A 14,514-nucleotide genomic window follows, 5' to 3' on the forward strand; every position below is an offset into this window, starting at 1 on the left:
ATAGGGGGTTGGTTTGCTCAATTCTGTTGCCGTGCCTGTGCAATCGGGAGAAATGGCGGCGCTGATCCGCAGCTATGACTGGGCAAGTACCAGCCTGGGGCCGATGTCCGCTTGGCCTGTCCAGCTCCGGTGTGCCGTTGATATTGCACTCCCGTCACTGGCGCAGATCGTGATGTTTTGTGGCCCCGAGCTCGTCGCGATCTATAACGACGCCTACGCGCCGACCATTGGCAGCAAACACCCGGCGGCACTTGGCAAGCCAGCACGAGAATATTGGGGCGAACTCTGGGACGACCTGGAACCGCTTCTGCGGCGCGTGCTGGACGCGGGAGAAACCGTCGTCGCGAAAGACCGCCCCTTTTATATCGAAAGATTTGAGGAGCCGGAAACGGTCTATTTCGACATCTCCTATTCGCCGATTTCAGACGAGGCCGGAAACGTTGTCGCTGTGTTCTGCATCGTCAACGAAACAACGGATCGCATGGGATACGAAGCCACCCTGCGGCGGCTCGCGTCCATCGTTTCGTCGTCCGAAGATGCGATCCTGGGCATCGACCTCGATATGACCGTCACGGACTGGAACGATGGTGCCGAGAAGCTCTATGGCTTTTCGGCCGAGGAGATCTTGGGCAAGTCCGTCACGGTTCTCATTCCGGACAATCGTGTTGACGAAGAGAAACTCATCGTCGAACGCATCAAGGACGGCAATCGGGTCGAACCCCATGAGACGGTCAGGCGGCACAAGAGTGGACGCCTCGTCGATGTATCTCTGACGGTTTCGCCGATATTCGATTCTTCAGGTCGGATTGTCGGGGCGTCCAAGATCGCCCGGGATATCACCGCACGCAAGGAAGCCGAGCGCGTGCAAGGCGTCCTCATTGCCGAGCTGAACCACCGCGTCAAGAACGTGCTGGCGACCGTGATCGCGATCGCGCGTCAGACGTTCGGGCCAGCGGCAGATTTGGAATTGGCCAAGGCGTCCTTCGATGCCCGCCTCCAGAACCTCGCGAGGGCGCATGACCTTCTGACGCGTGGAAGCTGGGAAAATGCGAGCCTCGCCAGGGTCATTCAGGAAGCATTGTCGCCATATCAGAATGATCACTTCGAAATCCATGGGCCCGATGTAAACATCCCTCCGAAGGCGGTCATCGCTCTCGCGCTCGTCCTGCATGAGCTTGCGACAAACGCCGCAAAGTACGGCGCCCTGTCTGTTCAATCGGGGCGCGTGAATGTTTCGTGGTCGGTTGACGAGGCGCATGATGCGCGGTTTCGTCTTTCCTGGAGGGAGATAGGCGGCCCAACCGTCGCTTCCCCATCCAGAAGAGGCTTCGGGTCGCGCTTGATTGAGCGTATGACCAGTGGCCAATTGCAGGGGAACGCCGAAATTCACTTTGATGCCGCCGGGCTCCGCTGTGAGATCGACGCGCCACTGGCTTCCGATTGGGACGATGGCAACCCTGAGCTGACCACCCCGCAGGTTTGATCCCTGCCTTGGCATCCGACAGCCGGCTCGCCTCCGTTTGCTTGCGATTGTCTTCCGAAACCAAGATGGCAGTGGCATGGATTTCCGGCGGCCGGCGCTAAGTAACGGAGCAAACTCGAGCGTCATCAAGACAGGAGATCGCGGTGAAGAAGCGGTTTGCGATAGCGGCTGATGCTGCGCTGATGTTGGCGAAAAGTGGCGCATGGGTGCCGGATAACCACGCCTTGGTCGCCCCGACGCTGTTGCGCTCCCAGCTGTTGTCGCACCTCTATTCTGCGGTTCGCGACGGCTCTCTGCAAAAAAGAGAGGCGGAAAATCGGCTGGACTATCTTCGGGGACTGCAAATCCGGTTGCTCGGTGACCGGGTATTGCAGCGATACGCATGGAACATCGCGAGCAAACTCGATTGGGCGGATACCTATCGCGCGGAGTACATCGCCGTAACGCAGCTTCAGGCAGACGCATTGGTTACCCTGGATCCCGAGCTCGCCGCTGCCGCGCAGTCTTTCGTCGTGGTCGCTTCGGTGAAGGATTTGCTGGCCACAGGCGCCTGAAAGGCGCGATAGCCGCGATCGAACAATCCATATCCCGACCGTTGCTTTCACCAATCGTCGGTCGAACGCTTCGGCCTCGAACGCACCCTGATCAGTCGAATCGGCAGCAACAAAAGGCACGCGCCGAAAAAACCGAACACCAGAAACTCTATCCATCCGCCGTAGTGAAATCCCGCCCACTCCGCGATCGCGTTCAAGACAACGGCACCGACGACTCCGGCTGCGACGTCGGTGAGTGGATGTGCATGAGCGTGCATGAATTTATTCGCCATCCAGCCCGCCGCACCGCCGACGACGAGAGCGGAAATCCAATCAACAGGACCTTCATTCATCTGAAGTCTCCGAAACCGATGACTTCAGTTGAGATAGGTCGTCACGCGTTCGCGGAAAGTGATGTTCTGCAGTGACCACGGCATCATCCGTCGCGCGATCAGACAACGTGAGGCTTGATGGACTTCAACGCGCGTGACACGGCTCAATTCGATTGCCTCGTCATGACGCCGGAACATCTGGCATGCGTACGCCGACGCTGCCATAAATGAGCTTTGTCGAGGGAGGCATCGCCATGCAGAAGAATGCGCCGGACTTCAGCCTTGAGGGCAAGGTGACCTTGGTGACGGGAGCGAGCCGTGGCATCGGACGAGCCTGCGCGCTTGCCTGTGCCGCCGCAGGCTCCGATATTGTCTTGGGGCTCCGCGATGTCGCAGCGTCGGCGGGCCTGGTTGCCGAACTCGAGGGCACGGGACGAAAGGTTCTCCCGGTCGAACTGGACATGCCCAACAAGGCCCATATCGCACAAGCTGTCGACGCGGCACTTGCCACCTTTGGTCGGATCGACGTCCTCATCAATAACGTCGGCGTGGCCCCGGGCAATCTCGCGGAACTCGTTGAGGAGAAGGATCTGGACGAGATACTCGATGTCAACATCAAGGGCACGTTTCTGATGATGCAGGCTGTCGGCCGTCACATGATCGAGCGCAACGCGGGTCGGATCATCAACATCAGCTCGCAGGCCGGTACCGTAGCGCTCCGCGGCGAGGCGATCTATTGCATGAGCAAAGCCGCCATCAATCACCTCACACGCTGCCTGGCAGCTGAATGGGCACGCTATAATATCACCGTAAACACAGTCTCGCCGACGTTCATCCACACGGATGGTACAGCGCCATTCCTATCCGATTCCGACAATCGCAAGGCGACGCTCGGTCACATTCCACTCGGCCGGATCGGCGAAACCGATGATGTGGTGGGCGCTGTTGTCTTCCTTGCGTCGCCGGCGGCGAGCCTGATCACAGGTACGAACCTGCTGGTCGACGGTGGATGGTCCGTCGCCTGAGGGCGAGACCACTGCCGTGACGCTTGCGTCGACTCAAAAGTTGTAGTGCTATTTTGTCGAAACCGGCGGGAGGGAACCATGCGCTTTCTGAAGGGCCAGGCGATCTTTCTTTCGCTGCTCGCAGGATCGATTGCGACGGTTGCCAATGCGCAGGATTCCAGCTCGGACCTCGCCAAGAAGCTCAGCAATCCGGTTGCATCGCTGATCAGCGTTCCCTTCCAGTTCAACTACGATCGTGGATTCGGTCCGGAGGACGGAAATCGGGAGACGCTGAACTTCCAACCCGTGATTCCGATTTCCATCAACGATGATTGGAATGTGATCTCGCGCACCATTCTGCCAGTCATCTCGCAAAACGACATCGCCGGTGATTCCGGCAGCCAGTTCGGCCTCGGTGACGTCACCCAGAGTTTCTTCTTTTCACCGAAGCAGCCAGGCCCCGGAGGGATCATCTGGGGCGTTGGTCCAGCATTCCTTATCCCGACAGGTACCGACGATCTTCTCGGCACCGGCAAATGGGGCGCCGGACCTACCGGTGTGGCTCTGAAGCAGGACGGTCCCTGGACTTACGGCATCTTGGCCAACCACATCTGGTCTTTCGCGGGCCAGAGCGATAGAGCCGATGTCAGCTCGACATTTCTGCAGCCGTTCGTTTCCTATACCACGCATGATGCCTGGACATTCTCGCTGAATACCGAGAGCAGCTACGATTGGGAGGCCGAGCAATGGTCGGTTCCGATCAACATGCAGGTTTCCAAGCTCGTCAAGTTCGGGGAACAGCCGGTCAGCATTTTCGCAGGCGCGCGCTACTGGGCCGACGCGCCGGAGAACGGTCCTGAGGGCTGGGGCTTTCGCGTAGGGCTGACGTTCCTGTTTCCAAAATGATCAGGTGGTTCCCGCCAGGATCTCACCACCTCCGGCACAAGACGGGCGGATGTTATCCTCGCGCGCTCGCCTAGCCTGTCGGCCTAGTTGGCGCTTGCAACCTTTTGCGCCGCCAGCGGCGGCGCCGCCTTCAGCGCCTGTCCAAGGTCCTTCAGAAGACGGGTCGACTCGACCGAGAGCATCCGTGGCCGGACGAGGGGAGGCGGGCTGCCTTCCTCGGGCTTGGCGGCAACGGTCTTGACCGTCTTGTCGGGCGGCAGCGGCTGCGTGCCGGGGATCTGCCGGAGTGTGATGCCCTGGTGGGCATAGTCCATGGCGCGCTTGAAGGTCATGGCGGGCAACGAACCGCCGGTCATCTCGTTGGTCGAGGTGTAGTCGTCGTTTCCGAACCACACGGCGGCGGTGTAGTTGCCGGTGTAGCCGATGAACCAGGCATCGCGGTAGGCTTGCGTCGTGCCGGTCTTGCCGGCTGTAAGGATGCCGTTGTCGAGCGCTGCCTTGCGCGCGGTTCCGACGTAGGGGACGCGCGACAGCATCTGGTTCATGTAGATATCGGCCTGCTCGGAAAGCACGCGCTTGGCGGGCGGTTCGTCGCGGTCGAAGTCGTAGAGCACGTCGCCTCCGTAGTCGAGGATCTGGCTGATGCCGTGGCGGCGCGACTGGTAGCCGCCGGCCGGAAAGACGGCATAGGCTGTCGCCTGGTCGAGCACGGTCACTTCCGAGGTGCCGATCGGGATGGTCACATCGTCGCGCACCGGGGACTGGACGCCGAGATTCGTCGCCATCGCACGGATCGGCTGAATGCCCAGCTTCTCCTTGGCGAGGCGAACCGGGATTGTGTTAATCGACTGGGCGACGGCAGTGGCGATCGTAACGCGGCCCGAATAGCGATTGGCGTAGTTGTGCGGGCTCCAGTTGCCCCAGTAGATCGGGGCATCCACCACGATCGTATCGGGGGTCATCCCGTTTTCCATCGCCACCGCATAGGTATAGACCTTGAAGGATGAACCCGGCTGGCGCAGAGCCCTGGTGGCGCGGTTGAACTGGCTTTCGCCATAGTCCCGCCCGCCGACCATGGCGCGCACCGCCCCGCCGTTCTCGATCACGACCATGGCGCCCTGCTTGGCGTTATAGCGTTCGCCATATTCGCGCAGCGACGTCTCGACTGAATCTTCCGCCGCTGCCTGCAGGCCCATGTCGACGGTGGTCCTGACCACCAGAGAGTGCTGGTGGAAGCGCGGCGATAGCCGCATGACCTCGTCAAATGCCCAGTCGAGGAAGAAATCGGGCGATTCCACCTGGTTGCGGTCGACGACCGTTGCTGGATTGCGCCGCGCGGCGATCACCTGGCCTTCGGTCATCAGGCCGCTCTGCACGAGGTTGGTCAGCACCTCGTTGGCGCGACCGCGGGCCGCCGGCAGGTTGACGTGCGGCGCGTATTTCGCGGGCGCCTTGAACAGGCCGGCGAGCATCGCGGACTCGGCCAGATTGACGTCGGTGATGCTCTTGCCGAAATAGAACTGCGCCGCCGCAGCCGCACCGAAGGTGCCGCCGCCCATGTAGGCCCGGTCGAGATAGGTGGAGAGGATCTCCTTCTTGGAGAGGTTGGCTTCAAGCCAAAGCGCCAGGAAGGCTTCGGTGATCTTTCGGTCGATCGAGCGCTCGTTGGAGAGGAACAGGTTCTTGGCGAGCTGCTGCGTCAGCGTCGAGCCGCCCTGCACGACTTCGCCGGCCTGGGCATTGGTGACCAGCGCGCGGGAAAGGCCGATGAGGTCGATGCCGAAGTGGTCGAAGAAGCGCCGGTCTTCAGTCGCGAGCACCGATTTGATCAGCGCGTCGGGCAGTTCGTCGATCGGCACGGAGTTCTGGTGGATGACGCCGCGATGGCCGATCACGTTGCCGTAGCGGTCGAGGAAGGTGACCGCATAGTCGCCGCGATTGCGCCAATCTTCCTTGGTAGCCTCGAAGGCAGGCTGGGCAAGGGCGAGCATCAGGGCGGCGCCGACCGCGCCGAGTGTCAGGCCTTCGCCGCCGAGTTCGAAGACAATGCGCTTCCAGCCGCGAACGCGGAAGCGACGGAAGAAGATGGTGATGTCTTCCCAGATCTCGGCTGCGCGAAAACCGGCGTTCCAGATGGTCGAATCGATCCACGAGTCGATCTTCAAAAGGAGGTGGCGTTGCTTACGCGGCCGTTTTTCTGGATTGTCCGGATCCGTCACGTCTTATATTCCCGCCCGATCAGTTCGACGCCGGACGAACCTGACGCCGGACTATGGCAAATCTGCCGACAGTGCCCCGGAGTAAACGGAGCTTGGTGAATCATTGGTTGATTTGCCTGACAAGAACAAGAGAAATGGAAGCTCTCACGCGATTTTGCGGGGAGCTGTTGCAAGAACGGAATGATGGAAGAAATACCCTTCTGGAAGACGAAGACGCTCGCCGAGATGACGACGACGGAATGGGAGAGCGTATGCGACGGCTGCGGCCTCTGTTGTCTCAACAAGCTCGAGGAGTGGGATAGCGGTGACATCTACTTCACCTCGATCCGCTGCAAGCTGCTCGACGATGAGAGCTGTCGCTGTTCCTCCTACGAGAACCGCTGGGATTTCGTGCCGGATTGCGTCCAGCTCACCAAGGAGAACGTCGACGAGATCGCCTGGCTGCCACCGACCTGCGGTTACCGGCTGATCAACGAGGGCCGCGATCTTTACTGGTGGCATCCGCTGGTGTCGGGCGATCCCGAGACAGTGCATGCGGCGGGGATTTCGGCGCGCGGCCGGACGATCAGCGAAACCGAGGTCAAGGTCGACGATTTCGAGGATTACGTCGTTGATTGGCCGCTGACCGTGGGTGACGAAGCACAGGCGCAACAGCCGGAGACGGCCAAGTAGGACCGGCCCAGGGTTCGGACCCATAAAGGGATTCCGTTGACAGCCAAGGACTTCCGCCGCATGGCCACCCGGTACGATTGGTCGGCGGCGAACTTCCTTGCGGCCGTCCGCTTCCGCGCCCTGTCACCCACTGGTTACGAGAGAAGCGGTTCTTTCGTTCTCACTTGGCGGTGCCAAGCAGGTAGCCGCCGTCCCAGTGCCAGATCTGCTTGTCGTCGACAGTGACCTTGACGACCGCCTGGAAGCCGGCGAGCGTCCCGCTGCCGGCATGGAACGCACAGGTACCGGACGGCGGGCTCGCCGTGTCGTATGTAACACAGTAGCCGACAGCCGAGTCACCGTTCCCCACGGCAATGACTGCCGTGCTGCTGCCGAAAAGCGGACTGCTCGTCACCGGTCCATAATAGAGAATCTTGGTGCCCGCCGGGATCGCCGCGAGGTTCGATTCCGTAATGGTGCAGAAGCTCGGGACCTCGCCGGTATATTGGCTACATTCCTTGGAGATCTTGAGCGGTTGCATAGCCGGCGCAGCGGACGCCACCGACGCTAGTACCAGGACGGCACCAGCGGACAGGATCAACAGTTTGCTCATTGCCCTCTCCCATGGTCGAATGATGTCTGAGATTTTACTCGCTATCTCCTCTCGCAGCAATTCGCTGCTTGAAGCAGGAGGCTGCCCTCAGCCTGGCCTCGCAATCAGCCCGGACCCTGGGCGACGGCCTTGAGAAACTGCCTCAGTTCGCCGCGTACATAGTCTTCGATCGAGCCCCGCGGCTCGAAGCCCCACCAGAGCAGGCAGCCCTGCCACTGCGACAGCATAAGCCGCCCAAGCGGAGCTTTGCCTTCGGCGCGAAGGCAGCGGTCGAGCGCTATGGCCAAGGTCTTGCCCCAGGCGGCGCCGCGGGCCTGCAAGGCTGGGTCGCGCAGATCCTCCCTGAGTACCAGAAGGCCTTCCGCGTAGGAGGCGGCATCGTCACCATAGTCCTTGGAAAGACCGGCGAGCAGGTCGATCGCACCTTCTGATGTCTCGGGAACGGACTGGATCAGCCGGGCCGTTTCCGTGTCCAGCCGATCCCAGGCGCGCAGCAGGCAGGCCCTAAGCATTGCCGCCTTGGTGCCGAACCGCTGCACCAGCGTCGAGCCGGAAAGGCCGCTGATCTTCGCCACCGCGCCGAAGCTTGCTGCCTCAGGTCCTTCCGCATGCACAAGTCCGAGAACCATGTCGAGAAGCTGTTCGTCCGAAAGCGTGCGGGGGCGCGGCATGAAATTTCCTCTTGCGTTCACGACGAATATGAACGAACGTTCGTTTATATTCAAGTGGAATGGTGAACCTATTGGCTGGTTCTGGCGTGGAGGACAAGCACGTGACAGCAACGCTTTCGGGAAAGATCGCCCTCGTGGCCGGCGGCACGCGCGGCGCCGGTCGCGGGATTGCCGTGGAACTCGGGGCCGCCGGTGCCACCGTCTACGTTACCGGCCGCACGACGCGGGCGAAGCAGTCGGAATATGGCCGTCCGGAGACGATCGAGGAGACGGCCGAGATGGTGACCGCTGCGGGCGGCGAGGGGATTGCGGTTCGCGTCGATCATACCGTGGCTGCGGAAGTCGAGGCGCTGGTCGGCCGCATCCGCCGCGAGCAGGGCCGGCTCGACATTCTCGTCAACGATATCTGGGGCGGCGAGCATCTGACGGAGTGGAACAAGCCGGTGTGGGAGCATTCGCTGGACAAGGGGCTGCACATGCTGCGGCTGGCCATCGACACCCATCTGATCACCGCTCATTTCGCGCTGGCGCTGATGATCGAGCGTCCAGGCGGGCTGCTGGTTGAGCTGACCGACGGCACCGCCGAATACAACGCCACGCATTACCGCCTTTGCCCTTATTACGACCTCGTCAAGACAGGCGTGATCCGGATGGCCTGGGCGCACGCCAAGGATCTCGCGCCGTATGGCGCGACGGCGGTGGCGCTGACGCCCGGCTGGATGCGCTCGGAGATGATGCTCGATATCTACGGCGTCAGCGAGGAGAACTGGCGCGACGCGACCGCGGCGCAGCCGCACTTCGTCATCTCCGAGACGCCGCGCTTCACCGGCCGGGCGGTGGCGGCACTCGCCGCCGATCCCGAGCACGCCCGCTGGAACGGCCAGTCGCTTTCAAGCGGTGAGCTCGCCAAGGTTTACGGCTTTGACGACGTCGACGGTTCGCGGCCGGATTGCTGGCGCTACATGGACGAGGTGATGGAGGCAGGCAAACCTGCCGATGCCACCGGCTACCGTTGAATCCGTTTAGCCGGAAGGGATCACAACGAACTGTCTTTGCAGCGTTTTCGGCGCGGCGTTCTGCCATGACTTGCGGACCAGACCCTGCACCAGTTCGTCGCTCGCCTTGCCGTAAAAGAGCCGGGTCGAGCCGCGCTGCCCCCAGCCGCCCGGCACCGCCGCCGTATCATCGGGCGCCACCGCCAATGTCATGTGCTGCTGGTCGGGCGTGAGGCGGACGACGCAATAGTCCTGCTCCGGCATCGTCAGGAATATCTTGCTGCGCACGCGAAAGTCGCGCGTGCCGTGATGCGCGCTCTCGACCGCCTCCGGCAGGCTGAGCGCAAAGGAAATGAGCTCTTCCTGGTTCATGACGATAAAATTAGCACATGCTTATGGATGCGGGCCAATCAGAAAAACTCAAGCAGCAGCAGGCGCGCGGAAAATTTTCATTGATAGGAAAATAATCCTTGACGGCGTGACGGTCGTTTGATAGGGTTATGGCATGGTCGGAAAGTTGCGGGCGCGTCGAAGTGCTTGACCAGAGCTTTCCGGATTCACAAGCCGGGGTTTGACCCGGCTTTTGTGTTTCTGGCCGCCAGGTCAAGCTGGCTGGCCGAGAGGGTCCCGATGATTGATATCGAGAGTTTCGAACCGGAGCTGTACGGCTATTGGCCGCAAAGGCGCGCCTATGGCGATCCGCGGCAGCTCGAAGCGGATGAGGCCGAGGCGAGGGCGGCGGCTGAGGCCTATTTCCTCGAGATAAAGTCCGGTTCGGCCGCGCCCGCCGAGGAGTTGCGGGTTCTGCTCAACGAGATGACGGCGGAGATGCGCGACCAGTTCAGCGCTTTCCGCGAATTGCGGCGGGCGGCGGAAGCGACTTGCTCAGGTGGCGACGAGGCGGCGGCTAAGCTTGCGCGGGCCGACCTGAAGGCGGCGACCGATGCGATGTCGCTGATCGTTCGCACGCTCGAGAAGGTCGATCAGCTGCAGCGGCAGATCGCGCGCGATCGCGAGCTGGCCGCGGAAGAGAACGACGCTGCGATGGGGCTTGAAGATGCGAAGAAGCGGTTTCTTGAGCGCATCGACGAGCTGGCGGAACAGCGGGCGCGGCAACTGCTTGCCGAGTGGCAGGTTACCGGTCCTCCCGGTCAAGGTGACGCCGCTGCCGGCGGCGCTCGCCAGGCCGATACCGGCTGAGGGGCGGGCGTCGCGGTCGCTCAGGCGCCGGACTGAGAAAACGATGGCGCGCCATGGCGAGGAGATGACTGTCATCGCAGCGGAACGGATATCGGTTCGGACGGTCGTGGCGGCTTGTCTGCAGCAGGGCGTGGCCCTGATGACGGAGATGAACCCAGCGGCCGTGCCGCTCGCAACCTCCGGGCCGTCGTGTCGGGCCGAGGTTGACTGGCCTGACGATGCCGAGGAACCGGCGGAGCGGATGCCCATGGATGCGCTGGTGCGCTTTGCCGACCAACGCGGGCTGTGGAACCCGCTTGGCGGTCTCTGGACGTTTTCCGGCCGTCTCGAACAGCAGCCGCCGGCGGGCGACTGGCGCACCTGGCTGATCCTCGGCGGGCGCGGCTCCGGCAAGACGCGGGCGGGGGCCGAATGGATTCATGCGCTGGCGAGCGCGGAACGGCGTTCCGATCTGCGCATCGCCTTGATTGCCGAAACGCTCGGCGACGCGCGCGAGGTGATGATCGACGGTGTCTCCGGCATCTGCCGCATCGCCCGTCGTGGATGTCCGGAGTTCGAGATTTCGCGGCGCAGGCTCGTCTGGCCGAACGGTGCGGTGGCACAGATCTTCTCGTCCGAGGATCCGGAAAGTCTGCGCGGCCCGCAGTTTCATTTTGCCTGGTGCGACGAGCTGGCGAAATGGAAGCACGGGCAGGAGACATGGGACATGCTGCAGTTCGGCCTGCGCCTCGGCAGTCATCCGCGCCTGCTCGTGACGACGACGCCGCGGCCTGTGCCGCTGCTGAAGGAATTGATCGCTGACACGGGCACGCGCCTGACACGGATCAGCACGCTTGCGAATGCGGCCAATCTAGCGCCGGGTTTTATCGATGCGCTGGCGCATCGCTACGGCAGCACGCGGCTCGGGCGTCAGGAGCTCGATGGGGAACTGATCGAGGATCGCGAAGACGCGCTCTGGCGGCGCGAGATGATCGAGGCTGCCACGATCCGCTTCACTGGCGAGTTGAGGCGTGTCGTCGTCGCGGTCGATCCGCCGGCGGCGGCCGGTGCGCAGTCCTGCTGCGGCATCGTCGTGGCGGGGCTGGAGGCGTCGGGGCGTGCGGTGGTGCTTGCCGATTGTTCGGTCCAAGGTGCAAGCCCTGCTGGCTGGGCGAGCGCGGTGGTCCGCGCCTACAGGCGCTTTTCGGCGGACCGGGTCGTGGCCGAAATCAACCAGGGCGGTGACATGGTGGCATCGATGCTTAAGAGCATCGACGAAAGCCTGCCGGTCTCGACCGTGCGCGCGACGCGCGGTAAATACTTGAGGGCTGAACCGGTCGCGGCGCTCTACGAGCAGGGGCGGGTTGCCCATGCAGGGAGGTTTGTCGCGCTGGAGGACCAGATGTGCGACTTCGGCCCGGACGGGCTTTCGTCAGGCCGTTCGCCAGACCGGCTGGACGCGCTGGTCTGGGCGTTGACGGCGCTGATGCTGGAAGGACATGGGGAGCCCCGGGTGCGGGGCGTCTGAAGGACTAGCGTTGCGGTTGCTGTTGTGCCGGGCGCGGCGCTTGGTGCTCCGGGCGAACCTGACGCCATTCGTTTTCGAGCTGGTCGACGACATGCTGGGGAATGGTCGGCTGATTGCTGTTGGCCGGCTGCTGCATGCTCTCCTCCAAGGGCTTGATTTAACGCTGAGTTAATCACTGGCACGGCTTAAACTGCGTGTAAATCAGGCGCTTAAACACTTTAAACGATTGAATTAATTTTAATCGATTGAGGCGTACAACGCCGTACCACTTTTTGAGGCGGTTACCATGGTTATCCACATCGATAGGCCCTTCTTCTTCGACACGGTGCGCGACGCGCTGTTCAAGGGAACGCTTAATCAGCCTCAGGTGGAGGGGATGACGGCGATTCTCGATTACTGGGAATCGCGGATGCCGGATGCCGATCCGCGTTGGCTCGCCTACATCCTGGCGACGGCCTACCACGAGACGGCCTTTACGATGCAGCCGGTGCGCGAGACGCTGGCGGCCACCGACGCTCGGGCGATCGAGATCCTGGAGAACGCCTATGCATCAGGCAAGCTCTCCTGGGTGAAGACGCCCTACTGGCGCCCTGACGAGGACGGCAAGAGCTGGCTCGGCCGCGGCCTGGTGCAGCTCACTCACAAGCGGAATTACGAAGCGATGAGCAAACTGACAGGCATCGACCTGGTCGCTGAGCCGGATCGGGCGATGGAGATGGATGCCGCCGTTTCGATCCTGATCGAAGGCATGGTGCGGGGCTCCTTTGCCAATCACAAGCTTGCCGACCACCTGAACGAGACGACGGATGATTGGGTCAATGCCCGCCGCATCGTCAATGGCACCGACCGGGCGGAGAAGCTCGCCGGCTACGGCAAGACCTTCCTTGCGGCCATCCGCCACGAACAGCCGGCGGGATGGCTTGCGCGGTTGAAGGGCTGGCTCCCGCGTGCTATCGCGCGGGTCTTCGGCTAGACCTTGACAGGAGTTGCGCGTGATCCGCCACATCGTCTTCTTCACAGCGCCCGCGGAGCAACTGGAAAAGGTGCGCGCCGGCCTGTCGATCCTGACGGCGATCCCGCATGCGCGGCTGCTGGAGATCGGAACGAACATCAAGACCGACCAGCTCGGCACTGACGTCGACCTCGTGGTCTACGGCGAATTCGACGATGAGGCAGCACTTGCCGCCTACAAGGCGCATCCAGACTACCAGCGCTCCATCGACCTCGTGCGCCCGATCCGCGAAATGCGGATGGCGGCGGATTACGAGAGCGACGCGGCGGTGAAGCAGCCACGGGGTTGATGCTGTAGCCTGCCCCTCGGGACGCAGCTTAAAGAGCAGGCCTAGCCGAGAGCGCTCTGCGCGGTGCAGATCCTGTCGACCAGGGCATCGAGTTCACCCTTCGGCGGGCGATTTTTGGCGAGGCGCTGCTTCAGGTGCATGATGGGCTCCGCGAGGATCTCATCGAGGCTTTCGGCACAGGTGAAGTCACCCGCCACTTTCTTGACCTTCGAGTTATCGAAGATCGCAGTCCAGGCCTTGTCGCCGATCAGGGGACCTTCCCAGGCCGGATTATACTTGATCAGGGTGTCGGTCGGTACGTGAACGATCTTGGCTTCCACGCCAAGCAATCTGCCGATCGCCCTTTGGATATCGTTCCAGATATGAGCGCGGTCGGATGTAATGTGGAAAACATCGCGAAGCGCCGCCTGCTTGCCGAAAAGCCCGACGAAAGGCACCGCGAAATCGACCGAGCGGGTCAGTGTCCAGGGCGTGTGGCCGTCGCCCGCCACGATGGTGGGCTCGCCGTCCAGCATGCGCCTTGCCATGATGTCGCTGTCGCCCAACATCATCGGCAGACCGGTGCGTACCGTGTGGCTGGGGCGGACGATCGTCCAGGCCAGGTTCTGGGACTTCCTGAGCAGGTCCTCGCAGGCAATCTTGGCCTGGCTGTAGGGCCAGTATGGATTGATTGCTGGTGTCTCCTCGGTAATCACATAGTGACGCGGCGGCTTCTCATAGACAGAGGCCGAGGAGATGAAAATGTACTGGCCGCAATGACCCGCGAACACCTCGATGTCGCGCGCAATCTGGTCGGGCGTGAAGGCGATGAACTGGCACACGACATCAAAGTTGGCCTTGGCGAGATCCGCGTAATCAGGCGATCCGAGTTCACCGACGATCGAGGTCACCCCTGCAGGCAAGGGGTCTTGTCTCAGGCCGCGGTTGAAAACGCTGACATCATGACCTTCGGCAACGGCGCGCTCGACGCACGGGTAAGAGATTTGGCCGGTGCCGCCAATGAAAAGGACTTTCAAAGCCATCTGGAAACCTCGGTATCTGACAGGCGGGATCTAGGGTCACCTTCATAGCGTGAAAGGACTCGGGCGTCTCGCGTAAA

Annotated in this window: 17 protein-coding genes; 10 read left to right on the forward strand and 7 right to left on the reverse strand. The window is 62.0% G+C overall.

Going from position 1 to position 14,514, the window contains the following annotated elements; translation table 11 throughout:
- Positions 1-52 precede the first annotated feature (52 nt).
- Together JNB88_RS03295 and JNB88_RS33405 are read left to right on the forward strand one after the other, a co-directional pair.
- The gene (locus tag JNB88_RS03295; protein WP_220354680.1) at positions 53-1,483 is read left to right on the forward strand and encodes a PAS domain S-box protein; all 1,431 of its coding nucleotides are present in this window, start codon (positions 53-55) and stop codon (positions 1,481-1,483) included.
- Positions 1,484-1,626: 143 nt separating this feature from the next.
- Complete coding sequence (locus JNB88_RS33405) at positions 1,627-2,037, forward strand: hypothetical protein (RefSeq protein ID WP_220354292.1); 411 nt, start codon at positions 1,627-1,629, stop codon at positions 2,035-2,037.
- Positions 2,038-2,084: 47 nt separating this feature from the next.
- Here JNB88_RS33405 and JNB88_RS03305 read toward each other — a convergent pair whose 3' ends face one another.
- Positions 2,085-2,369 carry a hypothetical protein gene (locus JNB88_RS03305; protein ID WP_037134418.1) on the reverse strand — a complete coding sequence of 95 codons (285 nt, stop codon included), beginning with the start codon at positions 2,367-2,369 and terminating at the stop codon, positions 2,085-2,087.
- A 233-nt stretch (positions 2,370-2,602) separates the two neighbouring features.
- Here JNB88_RS03305 and JNB88_RS03310 point away from each other — a divergent pair, with 233 nt between their 5' ends.
- Entirely contained in the window at positions 2,603-3,373 is a 771-nt protein-coding gene (locus JNB88_RS03310) for an SDR family NAD(P)-dependent oxidoreductase (protein ID WP_220354293.1), read from the forward strand.
- Between the two features lie 78 nt (positions 3,374-3,451).
- Positions 3,452-4,258 carry a hypothetical protein gene (locus JNB88_RS03315; RefSeq protein WP_037134422.1) on the forward strand — a complete coding sequence of 269 codons (807 nt, stop codon included), beginning with the start codon at positions 3,452-3,454 and terminating at the stop codon, positions 4,256-4,258.
- A gap of 83 nt (positions 4,259-4,341) precedes the next feature.
- On the opposite strand, the gene JNB88_RS03320 is transcribed toward JNB88_RS03315, so the two are convergent.
- Positions 4,342-6,477, reverse strand: a complete 2,136-nt coding sequence (locus tag JNB88_RS03320) for a transglycosylase domain-containing protein (RefSeq protein WP_220354294.1) — start codon at positions 6,475-6,477, stop codon at positions 4,342-4,344.
- A 183-nt stretch (positions 6,478-6,660) separates the two neighbouring features.
- Here JNB88_RS03320 and JNB88_RS03325 point away from each other — a divergent pair, with 183 nt between their 5' ends.
- A complete protein-coding gene (locus JNB88_RS03325) occupies positions 6,661-7,149 on the forward strand; it encodes a YcgN family cysteine cluster protein (protein ID WP_037134426.1) in 489 nt (162 codons plus the stop codon).
- A 160-nt stretch (positions 7,150-7,309) separates the two neighbouring features.
- On the opposite strand, the gene JNB88_RS03330 is transcribed toward JNB88_RS03325, so the two are convergent.
- Together JNB88_RS03330 and JNB88_RS03335 are read right to left on the reverse strand one after the other, a co-directional pair.
- A complete protein-coding gene (locus JNB88_RS03330) occupies positions 7,310-7,741 on the reverse strand; it encodes a hypothetical protein (RefSeq protein WP_220354295.1) in 432 nt (143 codons plus the stop codon).
- A gap of 104 nt (positions 7,742-7,845) precedes the next feature.
- Positions 7,846-8,412, reverse strand: a complete 567-nt coding sequence (locus JNB88_RS03335) for a TetR/AcrR family transcriptional regulator (RefSeq protein WP_220354296.1) — start codon at positions 8,410-8,412, stop codon at positions 7,846-7,848.
- 101 nt (positions 8,413-8,513) lie between these two features.
- Between JNB88_RS03335 and JNB88_RS03340 the strand changes: the two genes are divergently transcribed.
- Positions 8,514-9,428, forward strand: coding sequence for an SDR family oxidoreductase (locus JNB88_RS03340; RefSeq protein WP_220354297.1), 915 nt, complete (start codon positions 8,514-8,516; stop codon positions 9,426-9,428).
- A gap of 6 nt (positions 9,429-9,434) precedes the next feature.
- Here the strand turns inward: JNB88_RS03340 and JNB88_RS03345 are convergent, their stop codons facing one another.
- A complete protein-coding gene (locus JNB88_RS03345; protein ID WP_220354298.1) occupies positions 9,435-9,779 on the reverse strand; it encodes an MmcQ/YjbR family DNA-binding protein in 345 nt (114 codons plus the stop codon).
- A 258-nt stretch (positions 9,780-10,037) separates the two neighbouring features.
- Between JNB88_RS03345 and JNB88_RS03350 the strand changes: the two genes are divergently transcribed.
- On the forward strand, positions 10,038-10,607 hold the full coding sequence (locus tag JNB88_RS03350) for a hypothetical protein (protein WP_220354299.1): 570 nt from the start codon (positions 10,038-10,040) through the stop codon (positions 10,605-10,607).
- Between the two features lie 247 nt (positions 10,608-10,854).
- Positions 10,855-12,114 carry a DNA-packaging protein gene (locus JNB88_RS03355; RefSeq protein WP_420832165.1) on the forward strand — a complete coding sequence of 420 codons (1,260 nt, stop codon included), beginning with the start codon at positions 10,855-10,857 and terminating at the stop codon, positions 12,112-12,114.
- Positions 12,115-12,118: 4 nt separating this feature from the next.
- On the opposite strand, the gene JNB88_RS34100 is transcribed toward JNB88_RS03355, so the two are convergent.
- Positions 12,119-12,250 (reverse strand): hypothetical protein, encoded by a 132-nt coding sequence (locus JNB88_RS34100; RefSeq protein WP_262928060.1) that lies wholly within the window; start codon positions 12,248-12,250, stop codon positions 12,119-12,121.
- A 150-nt stretch (positions 12,251-12,400) separates the two neighbouring features.
- Between JNB88_RS34100 and JNB88_RS03360 the strand changes: the two genes are divergently transcribed.
- Positions 12,401-13,087 (forward strand): glycoside hydrolase family 19 protein, encoded by a 687-nt coding sequence (locus JNB88_RS03360; RefSeq protein WP_220354300.1) that lies wholly within the window; start codon positions 12,401-12,403, stop codon positions 13,085-13,087.
- Between the two features lie 19 nt (positions 13,088-13,106).
- Entirely contained in the window at positions 13,107-13,415 is a 309-nt protein-coding gene (locus JNB88_RS03365; RefSeq protein ID WP_220354301.1) for a Dabb family protein, read from the forward strand.
- A 41-nt stretch (positions 13,416-13,456) separates the two neighbouring features.
- On the opposite strand, the gene JNB88_RS03370 is transcribed toward JNB88_RS03365, so the two are convergent.
- On the reverse strand, positions 13,457-14,437 hold the full coding sequence (locus JNB88_RS03370; protein ID WP_220354302.1) for an SDR family oxidoreductase: 981 nt from the start codon (positions 14,435-14,437) through the stop codon (positions 13,457-13,459).
- Positions 14,438-14,514 lie beyond the last annotated feature (77 nt).

Origin of the sequence: Rhizobium cauense, from assembly GCF_019511525.1 — a bacterium.
Lineage (GTDB): Bacteria > Pseudomonadota > Alphaproteobacteria > Rhizobiales > Rhizobiaceae > Rhizobium > Rhizobium cauense.

Coding starts and splice junctions, on each gene's coding strand:
- JNB88_RS03325 (WP_037134426.1), top strand. CDS start 6,661: ATGGAAGAAATACCCTTCTGGAAGACGAAGACGCTCGCCGAGATGACG.
- JNB88_RS03310 (WP_220354293.1), top strand. CDS start 2,603: ATGCAGAAGAATGCGCCGGACTTCAGCCTTGAGGGCAAGGTGACCTTG.
- JNB88_RS03295 (WP_220354680.1), top strand. CDS start 53: ATGGCGGCGCTGATCCGCAGCTATGACTGGGCAAGTACCAGCCTGGGG.
- JNB88_RS03350 (WP_220354299.1), top strand. CDS start 10,038: ATGATTGATATCGAGAGTTTCGAACCGGAGCTGTACGGCTATTGGCCG.
- JNB88_RS03370 (WP_220354302.1), bottom strand. CDS start 14,437: ATGGCTTTGAAAGTCCTTTTCATTGGCGGCACCGGCCAAATCTCTTAC.
- JNB88_RS34100 (WP_262928060.1), bottom strand. CDS start 12,250: ATGCAGCAGCCGGCCAACAGCAATCAGCCGACCATTCCCCAGCATGTC.
- JNB88_RS03355 (WP_420832165.1), top strand. CDS start 10,855: ATGGATGCGCTGGTGCGCTTTGCCGACCAACGCGGGCTGTGGAACCCG.
- JNB88_RS03335 (WP_220354296.1), bottom strand. CDS start 8,412: ATGCCGCGCCCCCGCACGCTTTCGGACGAACAGCTTCTCGACATGGTT.
- JNB88_RS03360 (WP_220354300.1), top strand. CDS start 12,401: ATGGTTATCCACATCGATAGGCCCTTCTTCTTCGACACGGTGCGCGAC.
- JNB88_RS03315 (WP_037134422.1), top strand. CDS start 3,452: ATGCGCTTTCTGAAGGGCCAGGCGATCTTTCTTTCGCTGCTCGCAGGA.
- JNB88_RS03330 (WP_220354295.1), bottom strand. CDS start 7,741: ATGAGCAAACTGTTGATCCTGTCCGCTGGTGCCGTCCTGGTACTAGCG.
- JNB88_RS03345 (WP_220354298.1), bottom strand. CDS start 9,779: ATGAACCAGGAAGAGCTCATTTCCTTTGCGCTCAGCCTGCCGGAGGCG.
- JNB88_RS03305 (WP_037134418.1), bottom strand. CDS start 2,369: ATGAATGAAGGTCCTGTTGATTGGATTTCCGCTCTCGTCGTCGGCGGT.